The sequence below is a fragment of the Streptomyces sp. AB3(2024) genome (assembly GCF_041862025.1).
Classification (GTDB): Bacteria; Actinomycetota; Actinomycetes; order Streptomycetales; family Streptomycetaceae; genus Streptomyces.
In genome coordinates, this window is record NZ_JBGWAB010000073.1 from 1 (window position 1) to 22,599 (window position 22,599).

At 74.3% G+C, this 22,599-nt stretch carries 22 protein-coding genes, 1 tRNA gene and 1 pseudogene; 11 read left to right on the forward strand and 13 right to left on the reverse strand.

The genetic code is table 11. The annotated features are described in order from the left end of the window. From ACEPPI_RS25130 to ACEPPI_RS25145, 4 genes are all read right to left on the reverse strand, one after another. Positions 1–236, reverse strand: a 236-nt coding sequence (locus ACEPPI_RS25130) for an AMP-binding protein (RefSeq protein WP_373917531.1), incomplete at its 3' end; no start/stop codon positions are given. Next, the gene (locus ACEPPI_RS25135) at positions 236–979 is read right to left on the reverse strand and encodes a glycosyltransferase family 2 protein (protein ID WP_373917532.1); all 744 of its coding nucleotides are present in this window, start codon (positions 977–979) and stop codon (positions 236–238) included. The genes ACEPPI_RS25130 and ACEPPI_RS25135, both read right to left, overlap by 1 nt. Then, positions 976–1,998: a 3-oxoacyl-ACP synthase III family protein gene (locus ACEPPI_RS25140; protein ID WP_373917533.1), complete on the reverse strand. Its 1,023-nt coding sequence runs from the start codon at positions 1,996–1,998 to the stop codon at positions 976–978. Before ACEPPI_RS25140 ends, ACEPPI_RS25135 begins: the two co-directional genes overlap by 4 nt. A 213-nt stretch (positions 1,999–2,211) precedes the next feature. Continuing rightward, positions 2,212–4,485: a GTPase-associated protein 1-related protein gene (locus ACEPPI_RS25145; RefSeq protein WP_373917534.1), complete on the reverse strand. Its 2,274-nt coding sequence runs from the start codon at positions 4,483–4,485 to the stop codon at positions 2,212–2,214. Between the two features lie 438 nt (positions 4,486–4,923). Between ACEPPI_RS25145 and ACEPPI_RS25150 the strand changes: the two genes are divergently transcribed. The 4 genes and pseudogenes from ACEPPI_RS25150 to ACEPPI_RS25165 all read left to right on the forward strand — a co-directional run bounded on the left by ACEPPI_RS25150 (position 4,924) and on the right by ACEPPI_RS25165 (position 8,617). Then, the gene (locus ACEPPI_RS25150; RefSeq protein ID WP_373917535.1) at positions 4,924–6,984 is read left to right on the forward strand and encodes a phosphocholine-specific phospholipase C; all 2,061 of its coding nucleotides are present in this window, start codon (positions 4,924–4,926) and stop codon (positions 6,982–6,984) included. Positions 6,985–7,071: 87 nt separating this feature from the next. After that, a pseudogene (locus tag ACEPPI_RS25155) lies at positions 7,072–7,433 on the forward strand (type II toxin-antitoxin system RelE/ParE family toxin). Further along, on the forward strand, positions 7,430–7,768 hold the full coding sequence (locus ACEPPI_RS25160; protein ID WP_373917536.1) for an XRE family transcriptional regulator: 339 nt from the start codon (positions 7,430–7,432) through the stop codon (positions 7,766–7,768). Before ACEPPI_RS25155 ends, ACEPPI_RS25160 begins: the two are co-directional and overlap by 4 nt. A gap of 90 nt (positions 7,769–7,858) precedes the next feature. After that, a complete protein-coding gene (locus tag ACEPPI_RS25165) occupies positions 7,859–8,617 on the forward strand; it encodes an alpha/beta fold hydrolase (RefSeq protein ID WP_373917537.1) in 759 nt (252 codons plus the stop codon). Between the two features lie 10 nt (positions 8,618–8,627). Here ACEPPI_RS25165 and ACEPPI_RS25170 read toward each other — a convergent pair whose 3' ends face one another. The 3 genes from ACEPPI_RS25170 to ACEPPI_RS25180 all read right to left on the reverse strand — a co-directional run bounded on the left by ACEPPI_RS25170 (position 8,628) and on the right by ACEPPI_RS25180 (position 10,521). Then, positions 8,628–9,419, reverse strand: coding sequence for a DUF6193 family natural product biosynthesis protein (locus ACEPPI_RS25170; protein WP_373917538.1), 792 nt, complete (start codon positions 9,417–9,419; stop codon positions 8,628–8,630). Positions 9,420–9,564: 145 nt separating this feature from the next. Then, positions 9,565–9,637, reverse strand: a tRNA-His gene (locus ACEPPI_RS25175). Between the two features lie 74 nt (positions 9,638–9,711). Further along, the gene (locus tag ACEPPI_RS25180) at positions 9,712–10,521 is read right to left on the reverse strand and encodes a hypothetical protein (protein ID WP_373917539.1); all 810 of its coding nucleotides are present in this window, start codon (positions 10,519–10,521) and stop codon (positions 9,712–9,714) included. Positions 10,522–10,608: 87 nt separating this feature from the next. Here ACEPPI_RS25180 and ACEPPI_RS25185 point away from each other — a divergent pair, with 87 nt between their 5' ends. Together ACEPPI_RS25185 and ACEPPI_RS25190 are read left to right on the forward strand one after the other, a co-directional pair. Continuing rightward, positions 10,609–11,460: a LysR family transcriptional regulator gene (locus ACEPPI_RS25185; protein WP_373917540.1), complete on the forward strand. Its 852-nt coding sequence runs from the start codon at positions 10,609–10,611 to the stop codon at positions 11,458–11,460. Continuing rightward, positions 11,450–12,586: a M24 family metallopeptidase gene (locus tag ACEPPI_RS25190; protein ID WP_373917541.1), complete on the forward strand. Its 1,137-nt coding sequence runs from the start codon at positions 11,450–11,452 to the stop codon at positions 12,584–12,586. Before ACEPPI_RS25185 ends, ACEPPI_RS25190 begins: the two co-directional genes overlap by 11 nt. Before the next feature lie 3 nt (positions 12,587–12,589). On the opposite strand, the gene treZ is transcribed toward ACEPPI_RS25190, so the two are convergent. Next, positions 12,590–14,341 carry a malto-oligosyltrehalose trehalohydrolase gene (gene treZ, locus ACEPPI_RS25195; protein WP_373917542.1) on the reverse strand — a complete coding sequence of 584 codons (1,752 nt, stop codon included), beginning with the start codon at positions 14,339–14,341 and terminating at the stop codon, positions 12,590–12,592. A gap of 111 nt (positions 14,342–14,452) precedes the next feature. Here treZ and ACEPPI_RS25200 point away from each other — a divergent pair, with 111 nt between their 5' ends. Beyond that, positions 14,453–15,016, forward strand: coding sequence for an FHA domain-containing protein (locus tag ACEPPI_RS25200; RefSeq protein ID WP_373917543.1), 564 nt, complete (start codon positions 14,453–14,455; stop codon positions 15,014–15,016). 47 nt (positions 15,017–15,063) lie between these two features. Then, positions 15,064–15,525, forward strand: a complete 462-nt coding sequence (locus ACEPPI_RS25205) for an N-acetyltransferase family protein (RefSeq protein ID WP_373917544.1) — start codon at positions 15,064–15,066, stop codon at positions 15,523–15,525. 51 nt (positions 15,526–15,576) lie between these two features. Here ACEPPI_RS25205 and ACEPPI_RS25210 read toward each other — a convergent pair whose 3' ends face one another. Together ACEPPI_RS25210 and ACEPPI_RS25215 are read right to left on the reverse strand one after the other, a co-directional pair. After that, positions 15,577–15,789, reverse strand: a complete 213-nt coding sequence (locus tag ACEPPI_RS25210) for a DUF397 domain-containing protein (RefSeq protein WP_373917545.1) — start codon at positions 15,787–15,789, stop codon at positions 15,577–15,579. Continuing rightward, entirely contained in the window at positions 15,786–16,625 is an 840-nt protein-coding gene (locus tag ACEPPI_RS25215; RefSeq protein ID WP_373917546.1) for a Scr1 family TA system antitoxin-like transcriptional regulator, read from the reverse strand. Before ACEPPI_RS25215 ends, ACEPPI_RS25210 begins: the two co-directional genes overlap by 4 nt. Before the next feature lie 104 nt (positions 16,626–16,729). Between ACEPPI_RS25215 and ACEPPI_RS25220 the strand changes: the two genes are divergently transcribed. Together ACEPPI_RS25220 and ACEPPI_RS25225 are read left to right on the forward strand one after the other, a co-directional pair. Continuing rightward, on the forward strand, positions 16,730–16,918 hold the full coding sequence (locus ACEPPI_RS25220; protein ID WP_373917547.1) for a hypothetical protein: 189 nt from the start codon (positions 16,730–16,732) through the stop codon (positions 16,916–16,918). Next, the gene (locus ACEPPI_RS25225) at positions 16,915–17,040 is read left to right on the forward strand and encodes a hypothetical protein (RefSeq protein ID WP_373917548.1); all 126 of its coding nucleotides are present in this window, start codon (positions 16,915–16,917) and stop codon (positions 17,038–17,040) included. The genes ACEPPI_RS25220 and ACEPPI_RS25225 overlap by 4 nt, the downstream gene beginning before the upstream one ends. 55 nt (positions 17,041–17,095) lie before the next feature. On the opposite strand, the gene ACEPPI_RS25230 is transcribed toward ACEPPI_RS25225, so the two are convergent. After that, positions 17,096–18,304 (reverse strand): M14 family zinc carboxypeptidase, encoded by a 1,209-nt coding sequence (locus tag ACEPPI_RS25230; RefSeq protein ID WP_373917549.1) that lies wholly within the window; start codon positions 18,302–18,304, stop codon positions 17,096–17,098. Positions 18,305–18,672: 368 nt separating this feature from the next. Further along, on the reverse strand, positions 18,673–19,317 hold the full coding sequence (locus ACEPPI_RS25235) for a dihydrofolate reductase family protein (protein WP_373917550.1): 645 nt from the start codon (positions 19,315–19,317) through the stop codon (positions 18,673–18,675). Positions 19,318–19,553: 236 nt separating this feature from the next. Between ACEPPI_RS25235 and ACEPPI_RS25240 the strand changes: the two genes are divergently transcribed. Beyond that, on the forward strand, positions 19,554–19,820 hold the full coding sequence (locus ACEPPI_RS25240; RefSeq protein WP_373917551.1) for a PLD nuclease N-terminal domain-containing protein: 267 nt from the start codon (positions 19,554–19,556) through the stop codon (positions 19,818–19,820). A gap of 393 nt (positions 19,821–20,213) precedes the next feature. On the opposite strand, the gene treY is transcribed toward ACEPPI_RS25240, so the two are convergent. Further along, positions 20,214–22,553, reverse strand: coding sequence for a malto-oligosyltrehalose synthase (treY, locus tag ACEPPI_RS25245; protein ID WP_373917564.1), 2,340 nt, complete (start codon positions 22,551–22,553; stop codon positions 20,214–20,216). Positions 22,554–22,599: the final 46 nt, after the last annotated feature.

Here is a 22,599-nt window from a genome sequence, read left to right on the forward strand (position 1 = left end):
ACCAGCCGCCACAGCGCGAGCAGCACCGCCAGCGCGCGCGGCCCCGGCCGCACCGCCACCCCCACGGTGTCCCCGGGGCGCAGCCCGCGCGCGTGCAGGGCGGCGGCGTACGCGTCCGCCAGCTCGACGAGTTCACCGCGGGTGGCGCTCACCCGGGTGGCTCCCGTACGGGTCGCGGCCAGCACGGCGGGCCGCTCGGGCCGGGCGCGCAGCGCGTGTTCCAGTCGGTCCAGCATCAGCGCGGGTCCGTTCCGTGCGTGCCGCTGCCCTGGTCGAGGTACCAGCGGGCGGTCCCGGCGAGTCCGTACGCCCGCAGCCGACGCGTCGAGTTCTCCACGACCATCCCCCGGCAGCGGGTGATCCGGTCCGTGTGGCGGCGCACCGCGTTCAGGAAGAGCCGGTCCGTCGGCGAGGGCCGCCGGGGCATCCCGCCGACGGCCAGGTACAGCTCCGCGGTGATGGCCATGTTGTTCCCCGCGTGCATCCGGTACGGGGCCTTGAACCCGCCCCGCCGGGAGTGCTGCGGCCGCAGCCGTCCGAACAGCGCGGCCACCGCGACCAGCCCCGCGAAACCGGCCCGGCCCAGGGGCCCGTGCTCGTCGCGGCGCGCCGTGACCCGCCCGCAGACCAGCCCGGGGCGCTCCAGCAGCGCCGCCCGCGCGGCGCCCGTCCAGCCCGGCCGGGGCAGGCAGTCGGCGTCCGTCCGGGCCAGCAGGGCCGCGCCGCGCGCGATCGCGTACCGGAACCCGGTGTCCACGGCCGAGCCGACCCCCTTCTCCGGCTCCTCGATCACCTCCACCGGGAACGGCGCCCGCCGCGCGAACTCCCTCGCGATGGCGGCCGTACCGTCCGTGGAGGCGTTGTCTACCACCAGCAGGGTGAACTCCCGGTCCCGCTGCGCCGCCAGCGCCGCCAGCGTCGAGGCGAGCCGCGCCTCCTCCTCGTACGCGGGCACCACCACCCACATCGGCGCGTTCACGACTTCTCCCACACCATCGTCATGATGCTGACGCCGCCCCCCAGGCCCACGAACAGCACCCGCTCCCCGGCGGCGAGGCCGCCGAAGACCCGGTCCAGCTGCACCCCGATGCTCGCGCTGGCCACGTTGCCCAGCTCCGGCACCGTCACCACCAGCTTCTCCCCGGGCACCCCGGTCAGCTCCGCGAACCGTTCCAGGTACGGCACCGTCACCTGGTGCACCAGCACCTTCGCGAAGCCGTCCCAGTCCAGCCCCGTCCGGTGCAGCGTGCGGTCGATGACCGCCGTGCCCACCTTCTCGAAGACCCCGCGCAACTCCCGCCCGTCCCCCCGGAAGTACGTGTACGCGTCCCCGCGCGGGTGCCGCGACCCGCCGCCCGGTATGCCCCCGACCTCCCAGTGCTCCGAGTGCGTCTCGGTGTCCACGTCCAGGATCCCGCCGCGCTCCACCGCCTCCACCACCACGGCCGCCCCCGCGTCGCCGAAGGTGTAACCGGCGAACCCGCTGCGGAACCCGGCGAAGTCGGCCGGGTCGGTGCGCACCGCACGGCTCGGGGTTTCCCCGGTGACCACCAGCGCCCGCTGCGCCCGCCCGGCCAGGACCATGCTCCGGGCGAGGTCGATGCCGTTGACGAAGCTGTTGCAGGCGTTGGTGACGTCCACGGCGTGCGCCCGCGACCCGAGCGCGGCCTGCACGATGTGCGCGGTGGCCGGCTCGACCATGTCCCGGGAAGCCGAGGCGAAGACCAGCAGGTCCACGTCGAGCGGGGCGAGTCCGGCGGAGTCCAGCGCCCGGCGGGCCGCGCCCACCGCGAGCGTCGAGGCGAACACCCCCTCGGCCGCGATCCGCCGCGTCAGGATCCCGGTCGCCCGCGTCAACGTCCCCGGCGGGAGCGCGATGCCACTGCGCCGGGTCACCTCCCGCTGGAGGTCGTCGGAGGACAGGACGTCCTCGGGCAACAGGGCGCCGACGGCGGTTATCCCGGCGCGCGGCCGCGGGTCAGGCTGCTGAATGAACATGCCCTCACGATGACGCGCCGGACCGGCCCCGGCCTGAGTACGGATGCTCAAGTACACGTGGTGCGCGCTGAGTAGGACGCCCGCCCTCCGTGCCGATGAGTCGTATGTGACGCCTCGTCGACATCATTACGGCGGGGCCGGGCGCGGGCAGCGGGGCCCTGGCCCTGTCCCCGGCACGGGAGATCACCGAACTGCTCGGCGGCTGGGGGGCCGTCACCCGGCCGATCGGCGGCCGAACAGCCCCCGCAGCCGAGCCCCCGGCCCCGGGCGCAGCCAGGCCCGGAACTCCTCCGCCCGGCTGCGGCCGAGCCGGGCCAGCTCCCGCTCGGCCTCCGCGAGGTGCTCGGACGGCAGTTCCCGTACGACCGGCCGGAGCACCTCCTCCAGCAGATCGGTACGGGCCTGGCGCCACAACGGCCCGGCCTGCGGGTGGGCGGACCAGACGGCGAAGCAGTCCGCGAGGTAGCGCGGCGAACTCCGCAGCCGCTCCCGCACCGCCTCGCCGCGTGCCGCCTCCCGGTAGGCGGCCAGCAACGCGGCGTCCTCGCTCTCGAACAGCACCCGCACGGCCCCCTCCGCCCGCTCCTCGCCGAGCAGCCGCGCGGCGACGCCCGCACGGCCGGAGTCCGGTCCGTCCGTCCGCACCCGCGCCCCGGGCGTCGGTCCGGTCCCGGTCCCGGGCGTCGGTCCGGCCTCGGGCGCGGGCCCGACCCCTGCCCCCGGCGTCCGCCCGGTCTCGGTGCCGGTGCCGGTCCCGGTCTTGGGCGCAGGTTCGCCCCCGGGCGTGGGCGTCGGCCCCTTCCCGGCCCGGAGCGGCGGTCCCGCCTCGCCGCGGGCTCCGGATCCCTCCGGGGGCGTCGGCCGGTCCGGCCCCGCGAGGGTGCCGTACTGCCGCCCCCCGGGTGCCGCCTCCCGCGGGGCTCCGGACTCCGCCCGGCCGCCGGCCGGCGCCGCTCCCGGCGGAGCCGCCGGGACGAACAGCTCCCAGGTGCCCGCCTCCCGGTGGACCGCCGCCCCCATCGTGGCCAGGACCAGCCCGGCCTCGTCCGGGTCGGGCCGCCGCCCGCCCCACACGAGCCGCACCGCGGTCCGCAGGACCAGCGGCTCCGCGTAAGGGGAGACGCCGGAGGCCCGCAGCAGCGAGTCCAGCGCCCCGGGCCGGTCAGGGGCCTCCCGTACGACCGCCTGCGCCGCCGCGCACATCCGCAGGTGCGGCAGGGCCTCCGCCGCCCGCAGCCGCAGCCCCGTCCGCGCGAACAGCTCCCTCCCGGCGGGCGGATCGCCCGCCGCGAGCGCGTCCAGCCGGTCGAGTACGAGGGCCCGCAGGACCGGCAGCTCGTCGAGCCCGGCCCGCGTCTCCTCCCCGTACGCCCGGTCCGGATCGGTGAACAGCGCGAACGCCACCCTGCGCGCCGTCTCGGGCAGCTCCCCGGTGGTGTCCGTTCCCTGCCGCGCGGCCTCCCGCAGGAGCCCGGCCGGCGTGCCCGGTTCCCGGTCCGGGTCGGTGAGCGCCGGCCGCGGCCGCGTCGGCGACGGGTCCGGGTGCGCGGCCGTCCACGCCTCGGCCGCGGCCCGGCCCGCCGCGTCCAGCCGGATCCCGGCCCCGAGCGCGAGCGCGGCCAGGGGCCCGGCCTCGTACGGTCCCCCGGGCAGCTCCCGCACCCGCGCGAACAGCTCCGGCCGCCGCGCCAGCCAGATCCGCGCCGCCGTCCCCGCCCAGACGTCGAAGACGTCCCCGGCGTCCCCACCGGCCCGCGGCGCGGACCCGCGCCCCGGCTCGTGGATCCGGCACCCCTCCTCCAGGGCGGCCAGGGCGGCGGCAGCCCCTTCCCCGGCCAGGACGCCGACGAGGCCCTGCGGGGCGAGTCCCGGCCGGGCGGTGTACGTGGTGAAGGTCAGCCACTGCCCGCGCTGGTGGGGCAGCACGCTGCACGCGAGCATGACCCAGCGGGCCACGGCCGCGCTGTCCGGCTCCACCAGCACGATCCGCGGTGCCCCCGGCTCCTCCACGAGCCGCCGCACATCGGCGAAGAAGGGTGCCAGCCACGCCTCCCGCGCGGCCACGAACTCCGCCAGCGCGGCCGGGTCGTGCCGCCCCGGGACGGGCACGGCGTCCAGCGGCGGCGGGGGTCCGCCGGGCGGGGTCCGCGCCGCCCACTGGGGCGACCCCCAGGAGGTGATCGGCAGGGCCCCGCGGACCGGGCCGGAACCGGCGCGCTGCGGCAGGTGCACGGCGTGCGCGTGGAAGCCCGTCCCGTCGCCGCCGGTGTACGCCGAGCGGGCCAGCAGCCGGCTGCCGTCGGAGAGCAGGCTCAGGCTCAGCGCCTCCGGAACGGCCCCGCCCGGCTCCGGCGCCTCGTACGCCACGAGCCGTTCCGCCTCGTGCAACAGGGCCGCCGGGACGCCGTCGGTGACCGCCGTGAAGCGCGACCCGGAGCCGTCGGGTCCGGGCGGGGCCCAGCCGTAGTGGAGCTGCGGAAGGTTCACGCGCCCGCCCCCGCCCGGACCGGGGGCGTACCCGAAATCGCGAACTCCTGTGGCTCCCGGGTCTGTTGCGCGGCCCGTGGTTCCCCGTACCGTGCCACTCCCGGCCCGGACCCCGGCGTCGGCGGCGCGGCGCACGACGGACCGGCGGAACGGCCGTACTCGGTCCCCGCCATACGCTCTGCGCCCCCCGTGCAGTGTCGAGGAGGTCATTCCACCAGACGAACGCCGCGCGCGGCAGGCTTTCCGCCCAGCCACCGCAGTGCCACCGCAGCTCCACCGCACAGCCGCCCCCACAACCCCCGCGCGGCGCTCCGCAGGGCCTTCCGTTCGCCCGCTGTACCGCCCCGCGTCAGCCGGGGATCTCCGTGCGGTACCCCGGGGCCGCTGTCCTTGGGGCGCCCCTCGACTCCCCCCCCTCACCCCCAGAGGTCGTCACCCATGGCTGAACTCAACCGACGCCGGTTCCTCCAGATCGCGGGCGGCACCGCCGCCGCCACGATGCTCAACGAGAGCATCGCGCGGGCCGCCGCCATCCCCGCGCAGGGCACCACCGGAACCATCCAGGACATCGAGCACATCGTCGTACTGATGCAGGAGAACCGGTCCTTCGACCAGTACTTCGGCTCGATGAAGGGCGTCCGCGGCTTCGGAGACCCGCGGCCCGTCCTCCAGGACAACGGCAAGTCGGTCTTCTACCAGTCCAACGGCACGAAGGACATCCTCCCCTTCAACCCGCAGGTCAACGACCTGGGCATGCAGTTCGTCGAAGGCCTCAACCACGACTGGGCCGGCGGCCACCAGGCGTACAACAACGGCAAGTACGACAAGTGGGTCCCGGCCAAGACGGCCACCACCATGGCGTACATGACCCGGAACGACATCCCGTTCCACTACGCCCTCGCCGACGCCTTCACGGTCTGCGACGCCTACCACTGCTCCTTCATCGGCGCCACCGACCCCAACCGCTACTACATGTGGACGGGACACACGGGCAACGACGGCACCGGCGGCGGACCGGTCCTCGGCAACCAGGAAGCGGGCTACGGCTGGAAGACCTACCCCGAGCGCCTGGAGGCGGCCGGGGTCTCCTGGAAGATCTACCAGGACGTGGGCGACGGCCTGAACGCGGCCGGCGGCTGGGGCTGGATCAGCGACGCCTTCCGCGGCAACTACGGCGACAACTCCCTCCTCTACTTCAACAACTACCGCAACGCCCAGCCGGGCAGCGCCCTGTACGAGAAGGCGCGTACGGGCACCAACGCCAAGGCGGGCGAGGGCTACTTCGACAAGCTGCGCGCCGACGTGGTGGCCGGCACCCTGCCCCAGGTCTCCTGGATCGCCGCGCCCGAGGCCTTCAGCGAGCACCCGAACTGGCCCGTCAACTTCGGCGCCTGGTACATCGCGCAGGTCCTGGACGCGCTGACCGCGAACCCGGCGGTGTGGGCGAAGACCGCCTTCTTCATCACCTACGACGAGAACGACGGCTTCTTCGACCACGTCGTGCCGCCGTACCCGCCGGCGTCCTCGGCCTGGGGCCTGTCCACGGCCGACGTCACCCGCGACCTGTACGCCGGGAGCGCCGGCTATGCGGCCGGCCCCTACGGGCTCGGCCCCCGCGTCCCGATGATCGTCGTCTCCCCGTGGAGCAAGGGCGGCTACGTCTGCTCCGAGACCTTCGACCACACCTCGGTGATCCGCTTCATGGAGAAGCGCTTCGGGGTGCAGGAGCCCAACATCTCGCCGTGGCGCCGCGCGGTCTGCGGTGACCTGACCTCGGCGTTCGACTTCACGAAGGCGGACGCCTCCCCGGCGGCGCTCCCGTCCACGGCCGGTTACGTACCGCCGGACCACAACGCCCACCCGTCCTACCACCCGGTCCCGCCGGCGACGGGCACCCTGCCGAAGCAGGAGGCCGGCTCCAAGCCGACCCGCGCGCTCGGCTACAGCCCGTACGTGGACGGCAAGGCCACCGTGTCCACGGGCAAGTTCACCCTGACCTTCTCCTCCGGCCCCTCCCTCGGAGCCCACTTCCACAGCACCTCGGGCAACCGTACGGACGGCCCCTGGCCCTACACGGTCGAGGCGGGCAAGACCGTCTCCGACACCTGGAGCACCAGCAGCTCCACCGGCAACAAGATCGACCTCACGGTCTGGGGCCCCAACGGCTTCCTGCGCACCTGGAAGGGCCCGGCGAAGAAGGCCGGCCCCGAGGTCACGGCCCGCCACGTGGACGCCGCCGGCAACCTCGCCCTCACCCTGACCAACGGGGGCACCGCGGCGGTCAACCTCACCGTGACCAACGCCTACGGCGGCGCCCCCCAGACCTTCAAGGTCAACCCCGGCGCCACCGTCTCCACCACCGTCGACCTGCGCACGACGGGCCGCTGGTACGACGTCACCGTCGTCTCCGACGCCGACGCCACCTTCCTGCGCCGCTTCGCCGGCCACGTGGAAACGGGCGCCCCGGGCGTCTCGGACCCGGCGCTCAAGACCGTCTGACCCACGCCCGTACGGGTGAACGTGCCCGACTCCACCGCCCGCGAAGTTAACGCTTGCGTTAACTTCGCGGGCGTGGCTCAATGGGAAGTGATCCTCGTGAGCGAGGTGGCGGAGTGGTTCCAGGCGCTGGCCGAGACCGACTGGGGCAGCGCCGAGCAGGTGGAAGACGCGGTGGACGCGCTCGCGGTGTTCGGACCGACCCTCGGACGGCCGCTGGTCGACCGCATCAAGGGCGCGGAACAGCACCACATGAAGGAGCTGCGGCCCGGTTCCTCGGGCGGTAGTGAGATCCGCATCCTCTTCGCCTTCGATCCGGTCCGCCGAGCGGTGTTGCTCGTGGCCGGGGACAAGGCCCGAAACTGGCAGGGTGGTACGAAGCCAACGTTCCGCTCGCGGAGAAGCGCTATCGGAACCACATCGCCGAGCTGGAGACCAGGGAGTACGAATGAGTGCTGTCGGTTGGGAGGAGGCCAAGCGCCAGGCGCGCGAGCGCCGGGTGGCGGCCGGTCTGCCGGTACGGTCCGCCGCGGAGAAGCAGGCGGCCATGGACCGGCTCACGGCCGAGGTCCGGGCGTACCGGCTGGCCGAGATCCGCCAGGAGCAGGCCCTGACCCAGAAGGACGTCGCGGAGACGATGGGCGTCTCGGCCCCACGGGTGTCGGCCATCGAGAACGGCGAGACCGACCGGACGGAGGTCGCCACCCTCCGCTCCTACGTGGAGGCGCTCGGCGGTCGCCTGCGGGTCGTGGCCGACTTCGGCGATACCGAGTACACGGTGGCGTAGCCCCGGCCGCGGGCGGTGGTGTGATGGTAGGCCCGCTGGGCAGAACGTACGGCGTCGGTTCCCGTCCACCCCGTCACCGAGGGAGAACGCATGGCCATCGCCCACCGCAGGATCGGCACCGGGCCCGTACGCGTCATCGTGCTGCACGACTGGTTCGGAACCTCCGCGAACTGGGGTTCCGTACTGGACCACCTGGACCCGGAGGGGTTCTCGTACGCCTTCCTCGACTACCGGGGCTACGGCGATCGCCGGGACGTCACCGGCCGCTACAGCCTCCCCGAGATCGCCGACGACGTCCTCGGGCTCGCCGATCAGCTCGGCTGGGACACCTTCTCCCTGCTCGGCCACTCCATGGGCGGCAAGGCCGTCCAGCAGGTGCTGGTGCGCGCCCCCGAGCGGATCGAGAAGCTGATCGGGCTCGCCCCGGTCCCGGCCTCCCCCTACGCGATGGACGACCAGACCCACGCCCTCTTCCACGGCGCCGCCGAGGATCCCGAGAAGCGCCGGATCATTCTCGACCTGGTCACCGGCAACCGCGCGAGCCGCCACTGGCTGGACGGAATGGTGGCGCACTCCCTCGCGGTCTCCCGCCCCGAGGCCTTCGCGGCGTACCTCGCGAGCTGGCAGCCGGCCGACCTGTCCGCCGCCGTCAAGGGCAACACCGTGCCCGTGCTGGTCCTCGTCGGGGAGTACGACCTCGCCCTCACCGCCGAGGTGATGCGCGCGACCTGGCAGGCCTGGTACCCGAACTGCAGGATCGTCACGATCCCCGGCTCCGGCCACTACCCGCCGCACGAGACCCCGGTGGCCTTCGCCACGGAGGTGGAGGCCTTCCTCCGCGCCCGGTGAGCGCGGGACGTCACGGGCCCGACGGCCGGTCCCGGGGCCCGTCCGGCGGGGCCGTGATGTCGTCGGGCAGGCCGGCCAGGACGGCCGCGACGGCCTCGGCGGCGCCGGTGACCTCCCGCACCTCTCCGTCGGACGTCCGGACCCGGTAGCGGCGTCCGTCCCCGAGCGGCATGGCCATGGGCAGCACGAAGAGGATCGGCGGGGTCGCGCGACGGCTGAAGCGGAGCCACTGCATGCTCATACCGGGGGACAGGACCCGCAGCCGGGGCTCGCGGAAGGCGGCCTCGACGAGCTCGTGCCGCCCGGGGTACGGGAACGTGGCGGCGGACTCGCGCATCCACTCCCATCGGGCCGCCACCGCGGCCGGACCCTCGACGGCACCGGTGACCCCGGACGCGGACGCCTCCCGGGCCGCGAGGAAGGGCCAGCGGGCGGTGAGCTCCGCCGGCCGGGCCCCCCGCACCCAGGAGTGCAGCGCCGCGACCACCGCGGACAGGTCCCCGGTGCCGCCCAGGACCGCCGGCCCGTCGCCGTCGGCGGAGGGCCGGCAGTGGACGCGGAACTCGCGCCGCCGGACGTCCATCGTGACGTACGCCACCCGGTCGCCGGCCGATACCCGCGCCGCCGTCAGGCGTGCGACCGGGGTCGGCGGGACTCCGACGTCGAGCCCGTACCCGGCGCGGTCGGCCTCCGCCCGCAACGCGTCGCGCAGCGACCCGGCCCCGACGACCTCGGGGTAGTGGGCCGCGTACATGCGCAGGTGATCATCGTGTGCACGCGCTTCGGCGGTGTCCTCCGGCATGATCGCGAGTCTGCCACCGGGGCGCCGTCCGGGGAGAGTTGTCGTCCGCACACCCGGGCGGCAGGGGTGTCGTGGTGTCCCCGCGGGCGGATACGCCGATGGGGGCCACGAGGAGAACCTCGTGGCCCCCATCGGGACCGAAAAGGGTGAGTGACGGGACTTGAACCCGCGGCCACCTGGACCACAACCAGGTGCTCTACCAACTGAGCTACACCCACCACGAAGGGCGGCGTACCGCCCGTTCGTTGTGCATGCACAGCATAGCCGATCGGGCGGGTGCTCCCGCGACCGGTTATCCGGCCGCCCGGCTGCCGGCCAGGGTGGTGGCGAGCCTGGCCGTGACGCTGTCCGCGCGCAGGGCGGCGCGGGCCACCGCGGCCGCGGCCAGCGCCCGGATCACCGGGTGCGGCCTGCTGCCGTCCCCGGCGAGCTCCGGCTGGAAGAGGGTGGCGAGGAAGAAGGGGTGCCCGGGCAGCTCCACGATCCGCACCTGCCCGTCCTCGTCGTGGCCCGTCAGCCGCAGCCCGTGTCCGGTCAGCGCCGGAAGGTGCCGGGGGGCCGGGCCGTAGTTGCAGTGGTAGCGCTCCATCGACCGCTCGGCGCCCAGCGAGGACTCGGCGAGCGAGCCCGGCTCCGCCAGGACCAGCCCCTCGTGCCCCACCAGTGAGCAGGCCAGCGGCGCGATCAGCGGGTCCGCCGCCCCGGGGTCGTTCTCGGCGTGCGCGACGTCCCGCAGCCCGCAGACGCCACGGGCGTACTCCAACAGGGCGTGCTGGAAGCCGCCGCAGGTGCCGAGGAAGGGGATGCCCTCCTCCCGGGCCACGCGGATCGCGGCCAGCGCCCCGGCCTCGCTGGCGTACGGGCTGCCCGGCAGCACCCACACGGCGTCGAAGCGGGCCAGCGTCCCGGCGGCCGCCTCGGCCTCCGCCTCCGCGGTCGGGATCCAGCAGGCGTCGAGGACGAGCCCGTCGCGCGCCTCCAGCGCCTGGAGCAGGAGCGGGATCCGGGTGTGGGACTTCACGTGCGGGGAGCGGTCACCGACGAGGGCGATCCGGGCGACGGGGGAGAGCGGGGCGGTGGTGGTGGCGGCGGTGGTGGTCATGTGGATCATCCTGCGGGCCGATCCCACTTCAGCGCCAACGATTGTTCCTGCACCATCGATAAGCAAAGCTGATGCCATCCTGGAGGCATGGACCCGCACCTGCTCCGCACCTTCGTCGCCGTGGCCCGCCTCTCCTCCTTCTCCGCCGCCGCCCGCGAACTCGGCTACACCCAGTCCGCCGTCTCGCAGCACATCGCCGCACTGGAGGCCGACCTGCGGACCGAACTGCTCACCCGACGCCCCGTCGCACCCACCCCCGCCGGAGCGCGGCTGCTGGAACACGCCGGGCCACTGCTGCTGAGGCTCGACGCCGCCCGCGCCGACGTCCTGCGGCTGGCCGCCGCACCGCCCGGCCGGATCACCCTCGCCGCCTCCCCGCTCGCCGTCGGCCCCCGGCTGCTCGCCGCCCTGCCCGCCACCGGCGTCACCCTGCGGATCCTGCCCCCCGACGCGGTGCCCGCCGCCGTCGCCGCCGGGGACTGCGACCTCGGCCTCGTCGACGGCCCGGCCGCCCCCAGCGATCCGCTCCGGCTGCCCGACGTGGCCCCGCTTCGGGTCACCGGCGTGGACGAGGAGGAACTGGCCGTGCTGTTCCCCGCCGGGCACCCCTTCGCCGGCCGCGACGCCGTCCGCCTCGACGACCTCGCCGACGCCCGCTGGCTCGACGCCCCCGACGTGGGCCTGCCGCTCACCGCCGCCCGGCGCGCACTGCGCTACGAGGGCACCGACCTGCGCGCCCTGTGCGCCCTGGCCGCCGCCGGACACGGCCTCGTCCTGCTGCCCCGCCGCGTCGCCGAAGCCGCCGGCGCGGGGGTCTGCGTACCGATCGCCGCCCCGCGTCTGGTGCACCGTACGGAACTGCTCGCGCCCGCCACTTTGTCCGGCGCGGCCGCTGCGCTCGCCGCCCGCCTCACGGCAGGATCCCCGTATGACTCCTGACCCGGTCCACGCCGACACCACCCCCTTCACCACCGCCGACTACGCCGCCCGGATGGCCGCCGCGGCGCAGAGCGCCGCCGACGCCGGACTGGCCGGGCTGCTCATCGCCCCCGGGCCGGACCTCACCCACCTGACCGGCTACCGCCCCGTCGACACCGAGCGGCTCACCCTGCTCGTCCTCGCCGCCGGCCAGGACCCCGTCCTCGTCGTCCCCGCCCTGGAGGCCCCCGACGCGGCCAAGGCGCCCGGCGCGGGCGCCCTGACCCTGCGCGACTGGACCGACGGCAAGAACCCGTACGGGATCACCGCACCCCTGCTCGACGTCACCGGCCGCTTCGGCGTCAGCGACAACACCTGGGCCCTGCACCTCCTCGGCCTGCAGGGGGAGCTGCCCACCACCTCCTACACCCCCCTGACCGACGCCCTGCCGATGCTGCGCGCCGTCAAGGACGAACGGGAACTGGCCCGCCTCGCCGCCGCCGGAGAGGCCGCCGACGCCGCCTACGCCCAGATCCTGCACGTCCCCTTCGCCGGCCGCCGCGAGAGCGACGTGGCCGCCGACCTGGCCGACCTGCTCCGCGTCCACGGCCACTCCCAGGTGGACTTCACCGTCGTCGGCTCCGGCCCCAACGGCGCCAACCCGCACCACGAGGCCGGCGAACGCGTCATCGGGCGCGGCGACATGGTCGTTCTCGACTTCGGCGGCCTCAAGCACGGCTACGGCTCCGACATCTCCCGCACCGTCCACGTCGGCGAGCCCACCGCGGAGGAGCAGCGCGTCCACGACATCGTCCGCGAGGCCCAGCAGGCCGGCTTCGCCGCCGTCCGCCCCGGAGCGGCCTGCCAGGACGTGGACCGGGCCGCCCGCGCGGTGATCACCGAGTTCGGCTACGGCGAGCGGTTCATCCACCGCACCGGCCACGGGATCGGCGTCACCACCCACGAGCCGCCGTACATGATCGAGGGCGAGGAACAGCCCCTCCTGCCCGGCATGTGCTTCTCCGTGGAGCCGGGCGTCTACCTGCCCGGCCGGTTCGGCGTCCGCATCGAGGACATCGTCACGGTGACCGCCGACGGCGGCCGCCGCCTGAACAACGCCCCGCGCGAACTCGCGATCGTCGAGTAGCCCCTACGGCCCCAGCACCACCGCCGACTCGCCCGGCAGGTGGATCCGCCCGTCCGGCCCGGGGTGTTCCAGCGGCTCCCAGGCGGCCAGCACCCGCACCCCGTTGCGGCCCAGCGCGATCGTCACCGGCTCCGGCGACAGGTTCACCGCCACCCGGACGTCGCCCCGCCGGAAGGTCACCCAGCGGCGCTCCTCGTCGTAGGCGACCCGGACCGCGGCCAGGTCCGGGTCGCGCAGGTCCGGCTGCGCGCGGCGCAGCGCGACCAGGGTCCGGTACCAGTCCAGCAGCCGGGCGTGCGGATCCTGCCCGTGCTCCGACCAGTCCAGGCAGGACCGCTCCCGGGTCGCCGGGTCCTGCGGGTCCGGGACCTCCTCCGCCTTCCATCCGTGCGCCGCGAACTCCCGGCGCCGGCCCGTGCGCACCGCCTCCGCGAGCTCCGGGTCCGGGTGGTCGGTGAAGTACTGCCAGGGTGTCCGGGCCCCCCACTCCTCGCCCATGAAGAGCATCGGCACGAACGGCCCGGTCAGCGTGAGCGTCGCCGCGCAGGCCAGCAGCCCGGGGGAGAGGGAGGAGGCGAGGCGGTCGCCCAGCGCCCGGTTGCCGATCTGGTCGTGGGTCTGCGCATAGCCGAGGAACCGGTGCGCGGGCGTGCGCCGCCGGTCGACCGGCCGGCCGTGGGTGCGGCCCCGGAAGGAGGACCAGGTGCCGTCGTGGAAGAACGCCCGGGTCAGGGTCTTGGCCAGGGCGTCGAGCGGCGCCTCGGCGAAGTCCGCGTAGTACGCCTGGGATTCGCCGGTCAGGGAGCAGTGCAGCGCGTGGTGGAAGTCATCGTTCCACTGCGCGTTCAGGCCCAGCCCGCCCGCCGTACGGGGCGTGGTCAGCCGGGGGTCGCACTGGTCGGACTCGGCGATCAGGAACAGCGGCCGGGCCGTCTCCACCGCCAGCCCGTCCACCGCCGCCGCCAGCTCCTCCAGGAAGGTCAGCGCCCGCCCGTCGGCCAGCGCGTGCACCGCGTCCAGCCGCAGCCCGTCGATCCGGTAGTCCCGCAGCCACGCCAGCGCACTGCCGGTCAGGTAGGCGCGGACCTCGTCGGAGCCGGGCGCGTCCAGGTTCACCGCCGCGCCCCAGGGGGTGTGGTGGGTGTCGGTGAAATAGGGGCCGAAGGCCGGGAGGTGGTTCCCGGAGGGGCCCAGGTGGTTGTGGACCACGTCCAGCACCACCCCCAGCCCCGCCGCGTGCGCCGCCGCCACGAACCGGGCCAGGCCCGCCGGACCCCCGTACGGCTCGTGCACCGCCCACGGCGCGACCCCGTCGTACCCCCAGCCGTGCCGCCCGGGGAAGGGGCAGACCGGCATCAGCTCCACGTGCGTGACCCCGAGCGCGGAGAGGTGCCCGAGGCGGGCGGCCGCCGCGTCGAAGGTGCCCTCGGGGGTGAACGTGCCGATGTGCAGCTCGTACAGGACGGCGTCCTGCAACGGGGTGCGCGGAGCGGGGCCCTCCGGGGTGAGCGGCCCGAAGTCCACCACCGCCGAGAGGCCGTCGGGGCCGTCCGGCAGCCGCCGCCCCCGCGGATCCGGGCGCACCACCGGTTCGTCGCCCAGCCGGAACCCGTACCGGTCGCCGTCCACCGCCGGCGCCTCCACGGTCCACCAGCCCGCGCGGTCCGGGCCCGGATCGGGCGTCATCTCGTAGTCGGCGTCGTTCAGTCGCATGGCGACCCGACCTGTCAGCGGTGCCCACACCTCGAACTGCACGGACGGTCCCCTCGTCTCCGGCGGTGTCCAGCATGCGTAATCGTGCCCATCATTCCGGGCCCACCGGGGGAGTTCTGGACACTCCGCACCCGACGGGCCGACAATCACCCTGTGACGTCGAGTTTCGAGTTCCCCGCCTTCCCCGCCCCCCGCCTGTCCGACCAGGAGCGGGACCTGGCGCTGGGCCAGCTCAGGGAGGGCGCGGCCCTCGGGAAGCTGTCGCACGACACCTTCCTGCGCCGCATGGAACTCGCCCTCGTCGCCCGGCGCGCCGAGGACCTCGCCGTGCTCACCGCCGACCTGCACGCGCGCGGGTGCAACGAAGCCCCCTGGACCAGTCGGCTGTTCGGCTGGGTGGGCCGGGCCTCGGCCGTGTCCGCCGGCGTACGGCGCGCCTGGCAGGCCGAACGGCTGCCCCGGCTGCTTTTCCCGCACCCGGGCGCGGGCCCGTTGCGGATCGGCCGCGACCCCGGCAACGGGCTGCGGCTCAGCCACGAGACGGTCTCGCGCGCGCACGCCGAGCTCAGCCTGCGCGACGGCACCTGGATCCTCAAGGACCTCGGCTCCACCAACGGCACCACCGTCAACGGCCGCCGCGTCACGGGCTCGGCCGTGGTCCGCGACGGCGACCAGATCGGCTTCGGACGGATGCTGTTCCGGCTCTCGTCGGAGTAGAGGGGCCCGGGGGCTCCGGGCGCGGGGCAGGCCGGAGGATGGCGACCATGAATCCCACACCCACCGTGCGTCCCGCCCGCCCCGAGGATCTGCCGCGCCTCGTCGAACTCATCCACGAGCACGTCGCCTACGAGCGGTCCGCGCCGCGCCCGCCCGGCCTCGCCGACCGCCTCGGCCCCCTGCTCTTCGCGCAGGACGCCCGGCTGTGGGTGCTGCTGGCCGAGACCCCGGACGGGGAGGTCGCCGGATACGCCGCCTGTTCGGAGGAGTTCGCCTTCTGGGACGCCCGCTCCTACCTCCACATGGACTGCCTCTACCTCGCCGAGGACGCCCGGGGCCACGGCCTCGGCGCCGCCCTGATGGCCGCGGTGGCGGACCTCGCCCGCGAACGGGGCCTCGGCCACGTCGAATGGCAGACCCCCGACTGGAACGAAGGGGCGATCAGGTTCTACGACCGCCTCGGCGCGGCGTCCCACCCCAAGCGCCGCTACGCCTGGCCGACGGGCTGACGCCCCGCCGGCCCCGCCGCTCCGCTCGGGGAGCGGCGGGCCCGGGTCCGGTCAGACCCCGTCGGCTCCGGCCTTGACGCCTGCCACGAACACGGCGAACGCGTCGGCGGCCACGTTCAGCACGGGGCCGCCGGGGGTCTTGGAGTCGCGGACGGGGACGACACCGAGCGTGATGGCGAGGTCGCCGCGAACCTCGACGCAGTTGCCGCCGTTGTTGCTGTACGAGGACTTGAACCAGCGGGTGGAATCGGATGAGGTGGTCACGGAGTGCCCTTTCGTAACTCGCGGATCATGGCCACAGATGCCGCCTGCGACAGCGCCTCAGCCTGTAGTTGATGGTAGGCCGTCAGCATGGGCAACACCGATGCCGTTTCCCGGTCCAGGTGTCCCTGTGCCTGAGATTCGGCGTACGCGATGACGGACCGGTCTGGGAGCGTCAGCAGGTTGACCGGCAGGTCGAACGTGCGACGCTCGCCAATGTCGTACGGCGCCACCTGGAGCATGGTGGCGGGGTGCTCGGCGAACGCCACCAGCTGTTCCAGCTGCGCGTCCATAACCTCGGATCCGCCGACGGGCCGCCGGATGCAGCTCTCGTCCATCACGACGAACACCATGGGCGGACGGGCCCGCTCCAACGCCGCCTGTCGCTGCGCCAGGAAGGAGACCCGCTCCTCGGCCTGCTCGGGCGTGATGGCTCCTCGTCGCACGGCGCTGTCCGCCAGGACCCGCGCGTACTTCGGTGTCTGCAACAGGCCGGGGACGATCCCGATTTCGAACAGCCGCAGTTCGACCGCCCGTCCCTCGTGGACCACGTATTCCGGAAAGCCCTCCAGCAGGCTTCCGTGTCGGATGTTGCGCCACTCGCGCTCGAAGGAATCAGCGCTCCCGACGGTCCCGAAGACGACGTCAGCCTTGCGCGAGAAAGGAAGGGTTGGCGGTTTGCGGGCAGTTTCGACTGCCGAGACGTGCTGACTTGAGCAACCCATCCGTGTGGCCAGGTCCTCCTGGCTCCACCTGCGGGCTTCCCTCGACCTGCGTACCTGTGCTCCGTAGGCGGCTGCCGGGCTGCTCTCGGGGCGGAGCTCCTTGCGGTTGACCATCGCGAGCTCAACTCTTCCTTCCCTGGTGATTACTTGAAGGGTTCCCCGACCCTAGGCCACGCTGATGCTCCTTGGTAGCGGAACGACTACGGAGAGGAGTGGCGGTGTACGACGCGAACGCACGCCCGCACCCGCAGGACCCGTTGGAGCCGGTTCCGACCCCCGGGTGCGGGGTCTGTGAAGCGCTGGCGGAGACCAGGCGGCTCGCCTGGGCGGTCGGGAACCTGTCCGCCGTCACGGTGCAGAACGCCGAGCTGGCGAACCACCCGCACACGTCCGGGGTGACCCGGTGAGCGGCGACAGGTACCGGGACCGGGCGCGCAGGGGCAGGTGGGCGGCGGTGGCCGTGACCCTCGGGGCGGTCGCGTGGATCGCCTGTGTGGCGGTCGTCGTCGCCCGGGGCTGGGTCGCCTGACCGCCGGACGGGCCCCGCGCGTGACGGGCGGGGCCGACCGGATCCCCGGCCCGGTCTAGAGCCGCTCGTACGTGGCCAGGACCGTCCGGACCTGGTGCTCCACCTGCGTGGCCACCGGTACCCAGCGGGCCTGGAAGCGGGCCGCGAACTCCTCGCACCACCCCGTCACCAGCCGGTCCAGGCCCGGCGCTGCCGGATGCCCCTGGGTCCGCAGCACCCGTAGCAGCATCGCGGCGGCGCGCAGCGACAGTCTGCGCCCGAACGCGTCGATGCTGCCGACCGCCGCCGCCGTGGCCTCGGCCGGGGCCGCGGCCCCCGTCCACTCGGCCGTGATCCGGGGGATCAGCCCGAGCGTCCAGTCCACGGCGCGCAGCAGTGCGGCGGACCCGGGGTCGGTGCCCCGGGCTCCGGAGCGCAGGCCGGCCACCCGCCCGGAGTCCTCGGTGAGCCGGCCGGCCAGCATCCGCAGGGCGCCCCGCGGGTCGGGGTGCGGGGCGGGGTCGTCCACCAGGTCGGAAGCCCACATGGGGACTTCGACGATGGCCGTCGTGCCCGGGTGGCACCAGGTGCTGAGCCGGGTGTCCTCCGGGTGGAACGCCCCCGCGGGCCCGGCCCCCGTCTCCGGCATCACGAAGATCCCGGGCCCGGGGGAGATCCAGCCGGCCGCGTCGGAAGCCCCGGTCTCCACCGGGATCCGCAGCTCGGCGGCCGACTTCGCGAACGGCTCGGCGAGGCCGGGGACGTCCCGGGTGAGCTGCACCCAGGACCCGCCGAGGTCCGTTCCGTGCAGGGAGACCTGCAGGACGGGGCGCAGTTCGTCGAGGAGGGCCGTCAGCGCGAGGGTCTCGGGCGGGAGCCGGTCCGGGGTGAGTAACGACGGTGCCCACTCCGGCTGTTCGGGACCGGGGGGTCGGAAGAAGTTGTGGTGGTAGTCCAGCAGCGAGCGGGGGTGCGGTGTGCGGTGCAGGTCGGCGCCGTCCGGATCGGCACAGAGCAGGAAGTGCCAGTCCGCCCCGCCACCGCCGTCCCGGACCACCCGTCGCGCGAGCTCCAGGGCGGTCGCCCCGCCGACGGGTTCGTTGGCATGGGCCCCGGCGACGACGAGCACCCGCCGCGGGCCGCCGGCCCGCCCGGTGACGGAGAGCAGCCACAGCGGCCGGCCGGCCCGGGAGACACCGGTCTGCCGGAGCCCGGCCCGGTCGGGATGTTCGGCCACCAGCGCCCGGGCGGCCAGGGCGAGTTCCTGCGGGGTGGGGTAGCGCATGTCACGGAGGAGGGTCACAGGGGATGCCATGCCCGTCCCGCACGGCCCCTACCGCTCACTCCGTCCCGAATCTGCACCAAAAGCGCTGGCCAAAGCCTTGTCGTAGAACTCGGCGGCCCCGACCGCGGGCGCGTTCGTGCGGACGCCCCGACCCGGTGGGCAGACGGCGCCCGCGCCGCCGCCGTCGCCGGCCCGAAGACCCAAGGGCGCCACGAGGCCCGTGTCCAGGGGAGTCCACCGGGTGCCATGGCACGAGACACGATCGAGCCCGGTGGGTGGGGCGGGACGGGGACGCTCCCGTAGGACGCCATTGCGTCCGTGCGACCACCCGGACGGGCCCGGGGGCGAACGCGATGGCCGGGGCGGCTTCAGCCGGCGCTCCCGACGCCGCGGTCGGGTGCGCTCATGTCCCCCGTCGCGGGCGTGCCGCCGGCGAGCCCGTAGCGCAGGTACACGGCGCCCTTCGGGCCGGCTGCCGGGGGAGCGAGGAGCGTGAGGCTGGTGGGCACCGCGCCGTCGTCGAACACCTTCTTGCCGACGCCGAGCACGATCGGGTGCAGCCAGAGGTCGAGGCGGTCGAAGAGCTTCTCGCGCAGGAGGGTCTGTACGAGGTTCAGGCTTCCGACCACCTTCACGTGTTCGTGCCGCTCACGGATCTCGCGCACCGCGCCGGCCAGGTCCGGGCCGAGCTGCGTGGAGCCGGCCCACGAGAGGTCGGGCCTGCCGCGCGAGGCCACGTACTTCGGGACGCTGTTGAAGAGCCCGGCGATCTCGCTGTCCTGGCCGCCCTTCTGGTGGGGCCAGTAGGCGGCGAAGATGTCGTAGGTCCGCCGGCCGAGCAGGAGGGCGTCCGTGCCCTCGTACGCGGCGCCGATCTGCGCCCCGGCGACCTCGTCCAGCAGGGGCGCCTGCCAGCCGCCGAACGGGAACCCCACCGGGTCCTCGTCGGGGCCGCCGGGCGCCTGCCCGACGAGGTCGAGGGTCGCGAACAGCTCGATGTGGATGAGGCCCATGGCGCACTCCCGAAGAGTCGATCGTCTCCGTCAAGAGATAGACCCGAGGGCGTCCACGGACCCGCCGCCGCGCGGCACGACAAGGCAGCTGCCGGCCCGTGGCTCGCCAGATCGTACATTTCTGGACGATTGTCAGACTTCCGGATGACGGAATCGGGAGCAAAGTATGACGTTCTGGGCACTCTGGTGCGGACAAGCTGGTGTCAGCCGAGATCCGCCTTCACGAGGAAGCAACGATGAATCCGCAGCTTGCAGACCAGATGACACTTGCCGCTACGAGCGAGAACGCGGTTGCGATCGTGGCCATGGTCGTGGTCATAGCCGTCGGTATCGCCTACGCGGTGCTGTTCGTCGGAGCTCTGGTCAGCATCGCCAGGTCCGGTCTCACCGGAGCGATGAAGCTGGCCTGGGCCGCCTTCGCCGTCGTGGCCCCCTTCCTCGGAAGCGCGATCTGGTTCCTCATCGGCCGCCGGGACGCCCAGCGCCGGCCGGGTACGGCCTGATCCCGGATCGTCTCCGGTCCCCGGCGCGCCGAAAGGCCGGACCTACGGCCGTGGGCGGCTCATGCCCAGCCCCGGACGTCCCGCAGACGCCGAGCCGGGCGAAGCGCGTAGCGATCCGATGCGCCGGGGCCCGATGAACGGCCCGGTCGTCGTGTCGGACGGTCCGGCCCGCCCCCGGGCCTTGGACCGACACGCGCATGGGGCCGGATTGGGGGATGGGCCGGAGATGGCTCGCACATCTCCGGGACACCCGCCCCTCCCTCACTTCCCCGTGGACCGTTCTTTTGGGGGTTTCCCGACAGTCTTTGACAGCCCGGCCCGACACGGAAGGACAGTGAGACTGACGGGAAACCCCCACACCCTCCCTGATCCGGACCGAGCGGGACCCCGCCCCTACCCCACCCGGACCAGGGCCATGGCCGGCAGGTCGGTCAGGAGCTTCGCCAGTTGCACCCGTCCCTCGTAAGCGCCCTCGTGGGTGCCCCCGCCCGGGGCCCCCTGGGCGGCGCGCCACTGCCCCGGGGGCAGGATCAGGGCGGTGCCGCTCCAGCCGCCCGATTCCGCCAGGCGGTGGGAGAGCCGGGTGGCCACCGCGACGAGGTCGGCCGAGCGGGCGAAGGCCACGCAGTGGTCGGCCGCCGGGCCGGAGGCCGTCAGGGGGGTGTACCCGGTGAACAGCGCGGGCCGGTCGCGACGCAGCCGGAGCAGGGCCGCCGTCAGCGCGAGCTTCTCCGCCGCGAGGCCGTGCGGGGCAGTACCCGCGTCGAGGGCGGCCAGGGACCCGCGCGGGAACGCCGCCGGGCGGCGGTTGTCCGGGTCCACCAGCGCCCGGTACTCGGTCTCCGAGCCCTGGTAGACCTCCGGCACCCCCGGCATCGCCAGGTGCAGCAGGGTCATGCCCAGAATGTTGGCGCGGGCCGCCTCCGTCAAGTGCCCGGGGAGCCCCGCCGCTTCCCCGGGGACCAGGTCCGCGATGCCGGCTTCGTACTCCTCGTCGGGGTCGGTCCAGGACGTCCGCAGCCCCGACTCCCGGGCGGCCTTGAGCAGGGCCGCCGCCAGCCGGGGTCCCCGGTCGGGGACGTCTCCGAGACCGAGCGCGCTCTGCCGGGCCACCCACGCCAGCTGCGGGTCCCCGGAGCTGGCCGCACTCCCCACTCGGCCCGCACCCCCCACTCGGCCCATCTCCCCCATCTCCCCCGGAGCCTGCGACAGGGCCGCGATCCGGGCCCGTACGTCCGCGCTGCGCTTCGTGTCGTGAGTGGAGAGCACCGTCCCCGTGGCGGGCCAGTCCCGTTCCAGTTCCGCGCAGTACGCGTGGAACTCCGCGACCGACACCGCCGGGGCTCCCGGCTCGCCGCCGACCTCGGTGGCCGACAGCAGCGGGGCCCAGCGGTAGAAGGCGCGGTCCTCCAGGGACTTGGCCCGCAGAGCAGCGGAGGTCTGGGCGAAGCGCGCCCCGAAGGCCGGGTCCCGCAGCACGAGTTCGCGTACGCCGTCCAGGCCGGACGCCCCCACCGCCTCGGACGCCCCCACCGCTCCGACGGCCCCCGCCGTCACCTCGGCCACCTCCCCGCCCGGGTAGGGCCGGTACACCGGGTAGCCGATCAGCAACTCCCGGACCGCCGGAACCAGTTCCGGCCCGGCCAGGCGTTCCAGCAGGGCCAGTTCGGCGGCCAGGTCGCCGGTCAGCACCTCCCGCGCCGCCGCGGCGGCGGTCACCTCCCAGGAGGGCAGGCCGGTGGCGGCGGCGTAGGCGCGGGCGAGTTCCGCCGTGCCCGCCGGGTCGGCGAACAGTCCGTCGACGCGGTGCAGGGCGTCATAGCCGGTCGTGCCCGCCACGGGCCAGCCGGGAGGCAGCCGCTCCTGGCGGGCCAGGATCTTCTCCACCACCACCCAGCAGTCCCCTCCCACCGCCGCCCGCAGCCGCCGCAGGTACCCCTCGGGATCCGCCAGTCCGTCCACGTGGTCGACGCGCAGCCCCTGGAGCACCCCGTCGCGCACCAGCTCCAGCACCTTGGCGTGGGTGGCGGAGAAGACCCCTGGGTCCTCGACCCGTACCCCGATCAGGTCCGAAATGGTGAAGAAGCGGCGGTAGTTCAAGGCGGTGCGGGCCTCCCGCCAGCAGGCGACCCGGTACCACTGCGCGGCCAGCAGCTCCGGCAGGGGCAGCCCGGCCGTTCCGGCCCGTAGGGGGAACTCCCGTTCGGCGTCGCCCTCCCCGTACCGCAGCACCTCCCCGTCCGCGTCGACGCGGAAGCCGTCGGCCCGCGGCGGATCCCCGAGCACCGGCAGCAGCAGCCGTCCGCCCCCCGCCTCCCAGTCGATGTCGAACCAGCGCGCGTACGGGGAGCGCGGCCCTTCCCGCAGCACTTCCCACAGCGGCCGGTTCAGCCGCAGCGGGTCCGGGACCGCCATGTGGTTCGGCACGATGTCCAGGACGATCCCCAGTCCGTGCGCCCGGGCCGTCGCGGCCAGGGCCCGCAGGCCCTCCTCTCCGCCCAGCTCGGCCCGTACCCGGGTGTGGTCGGTGACGTCGTACCCGTGCGCCGACCCGGGCACCGCCTCCAGCGCGGGGGAGAGGTGCAGGTGTGACACGCCGAGCGAGGCGAGGTACGGTACGGCTGCTCCGGCCGCGGCGAACGGGAACGCGGGGCCCAGTTGGAGACGGTAGGTCGACGCGGGAGTGACGGGTTTCGGAACGTCAGATTCCGATTGACTGCTTGAATACTGCATGGTCATGAGAACGTACGTACCCAGCCCACGCGATTCCGTGCCATGA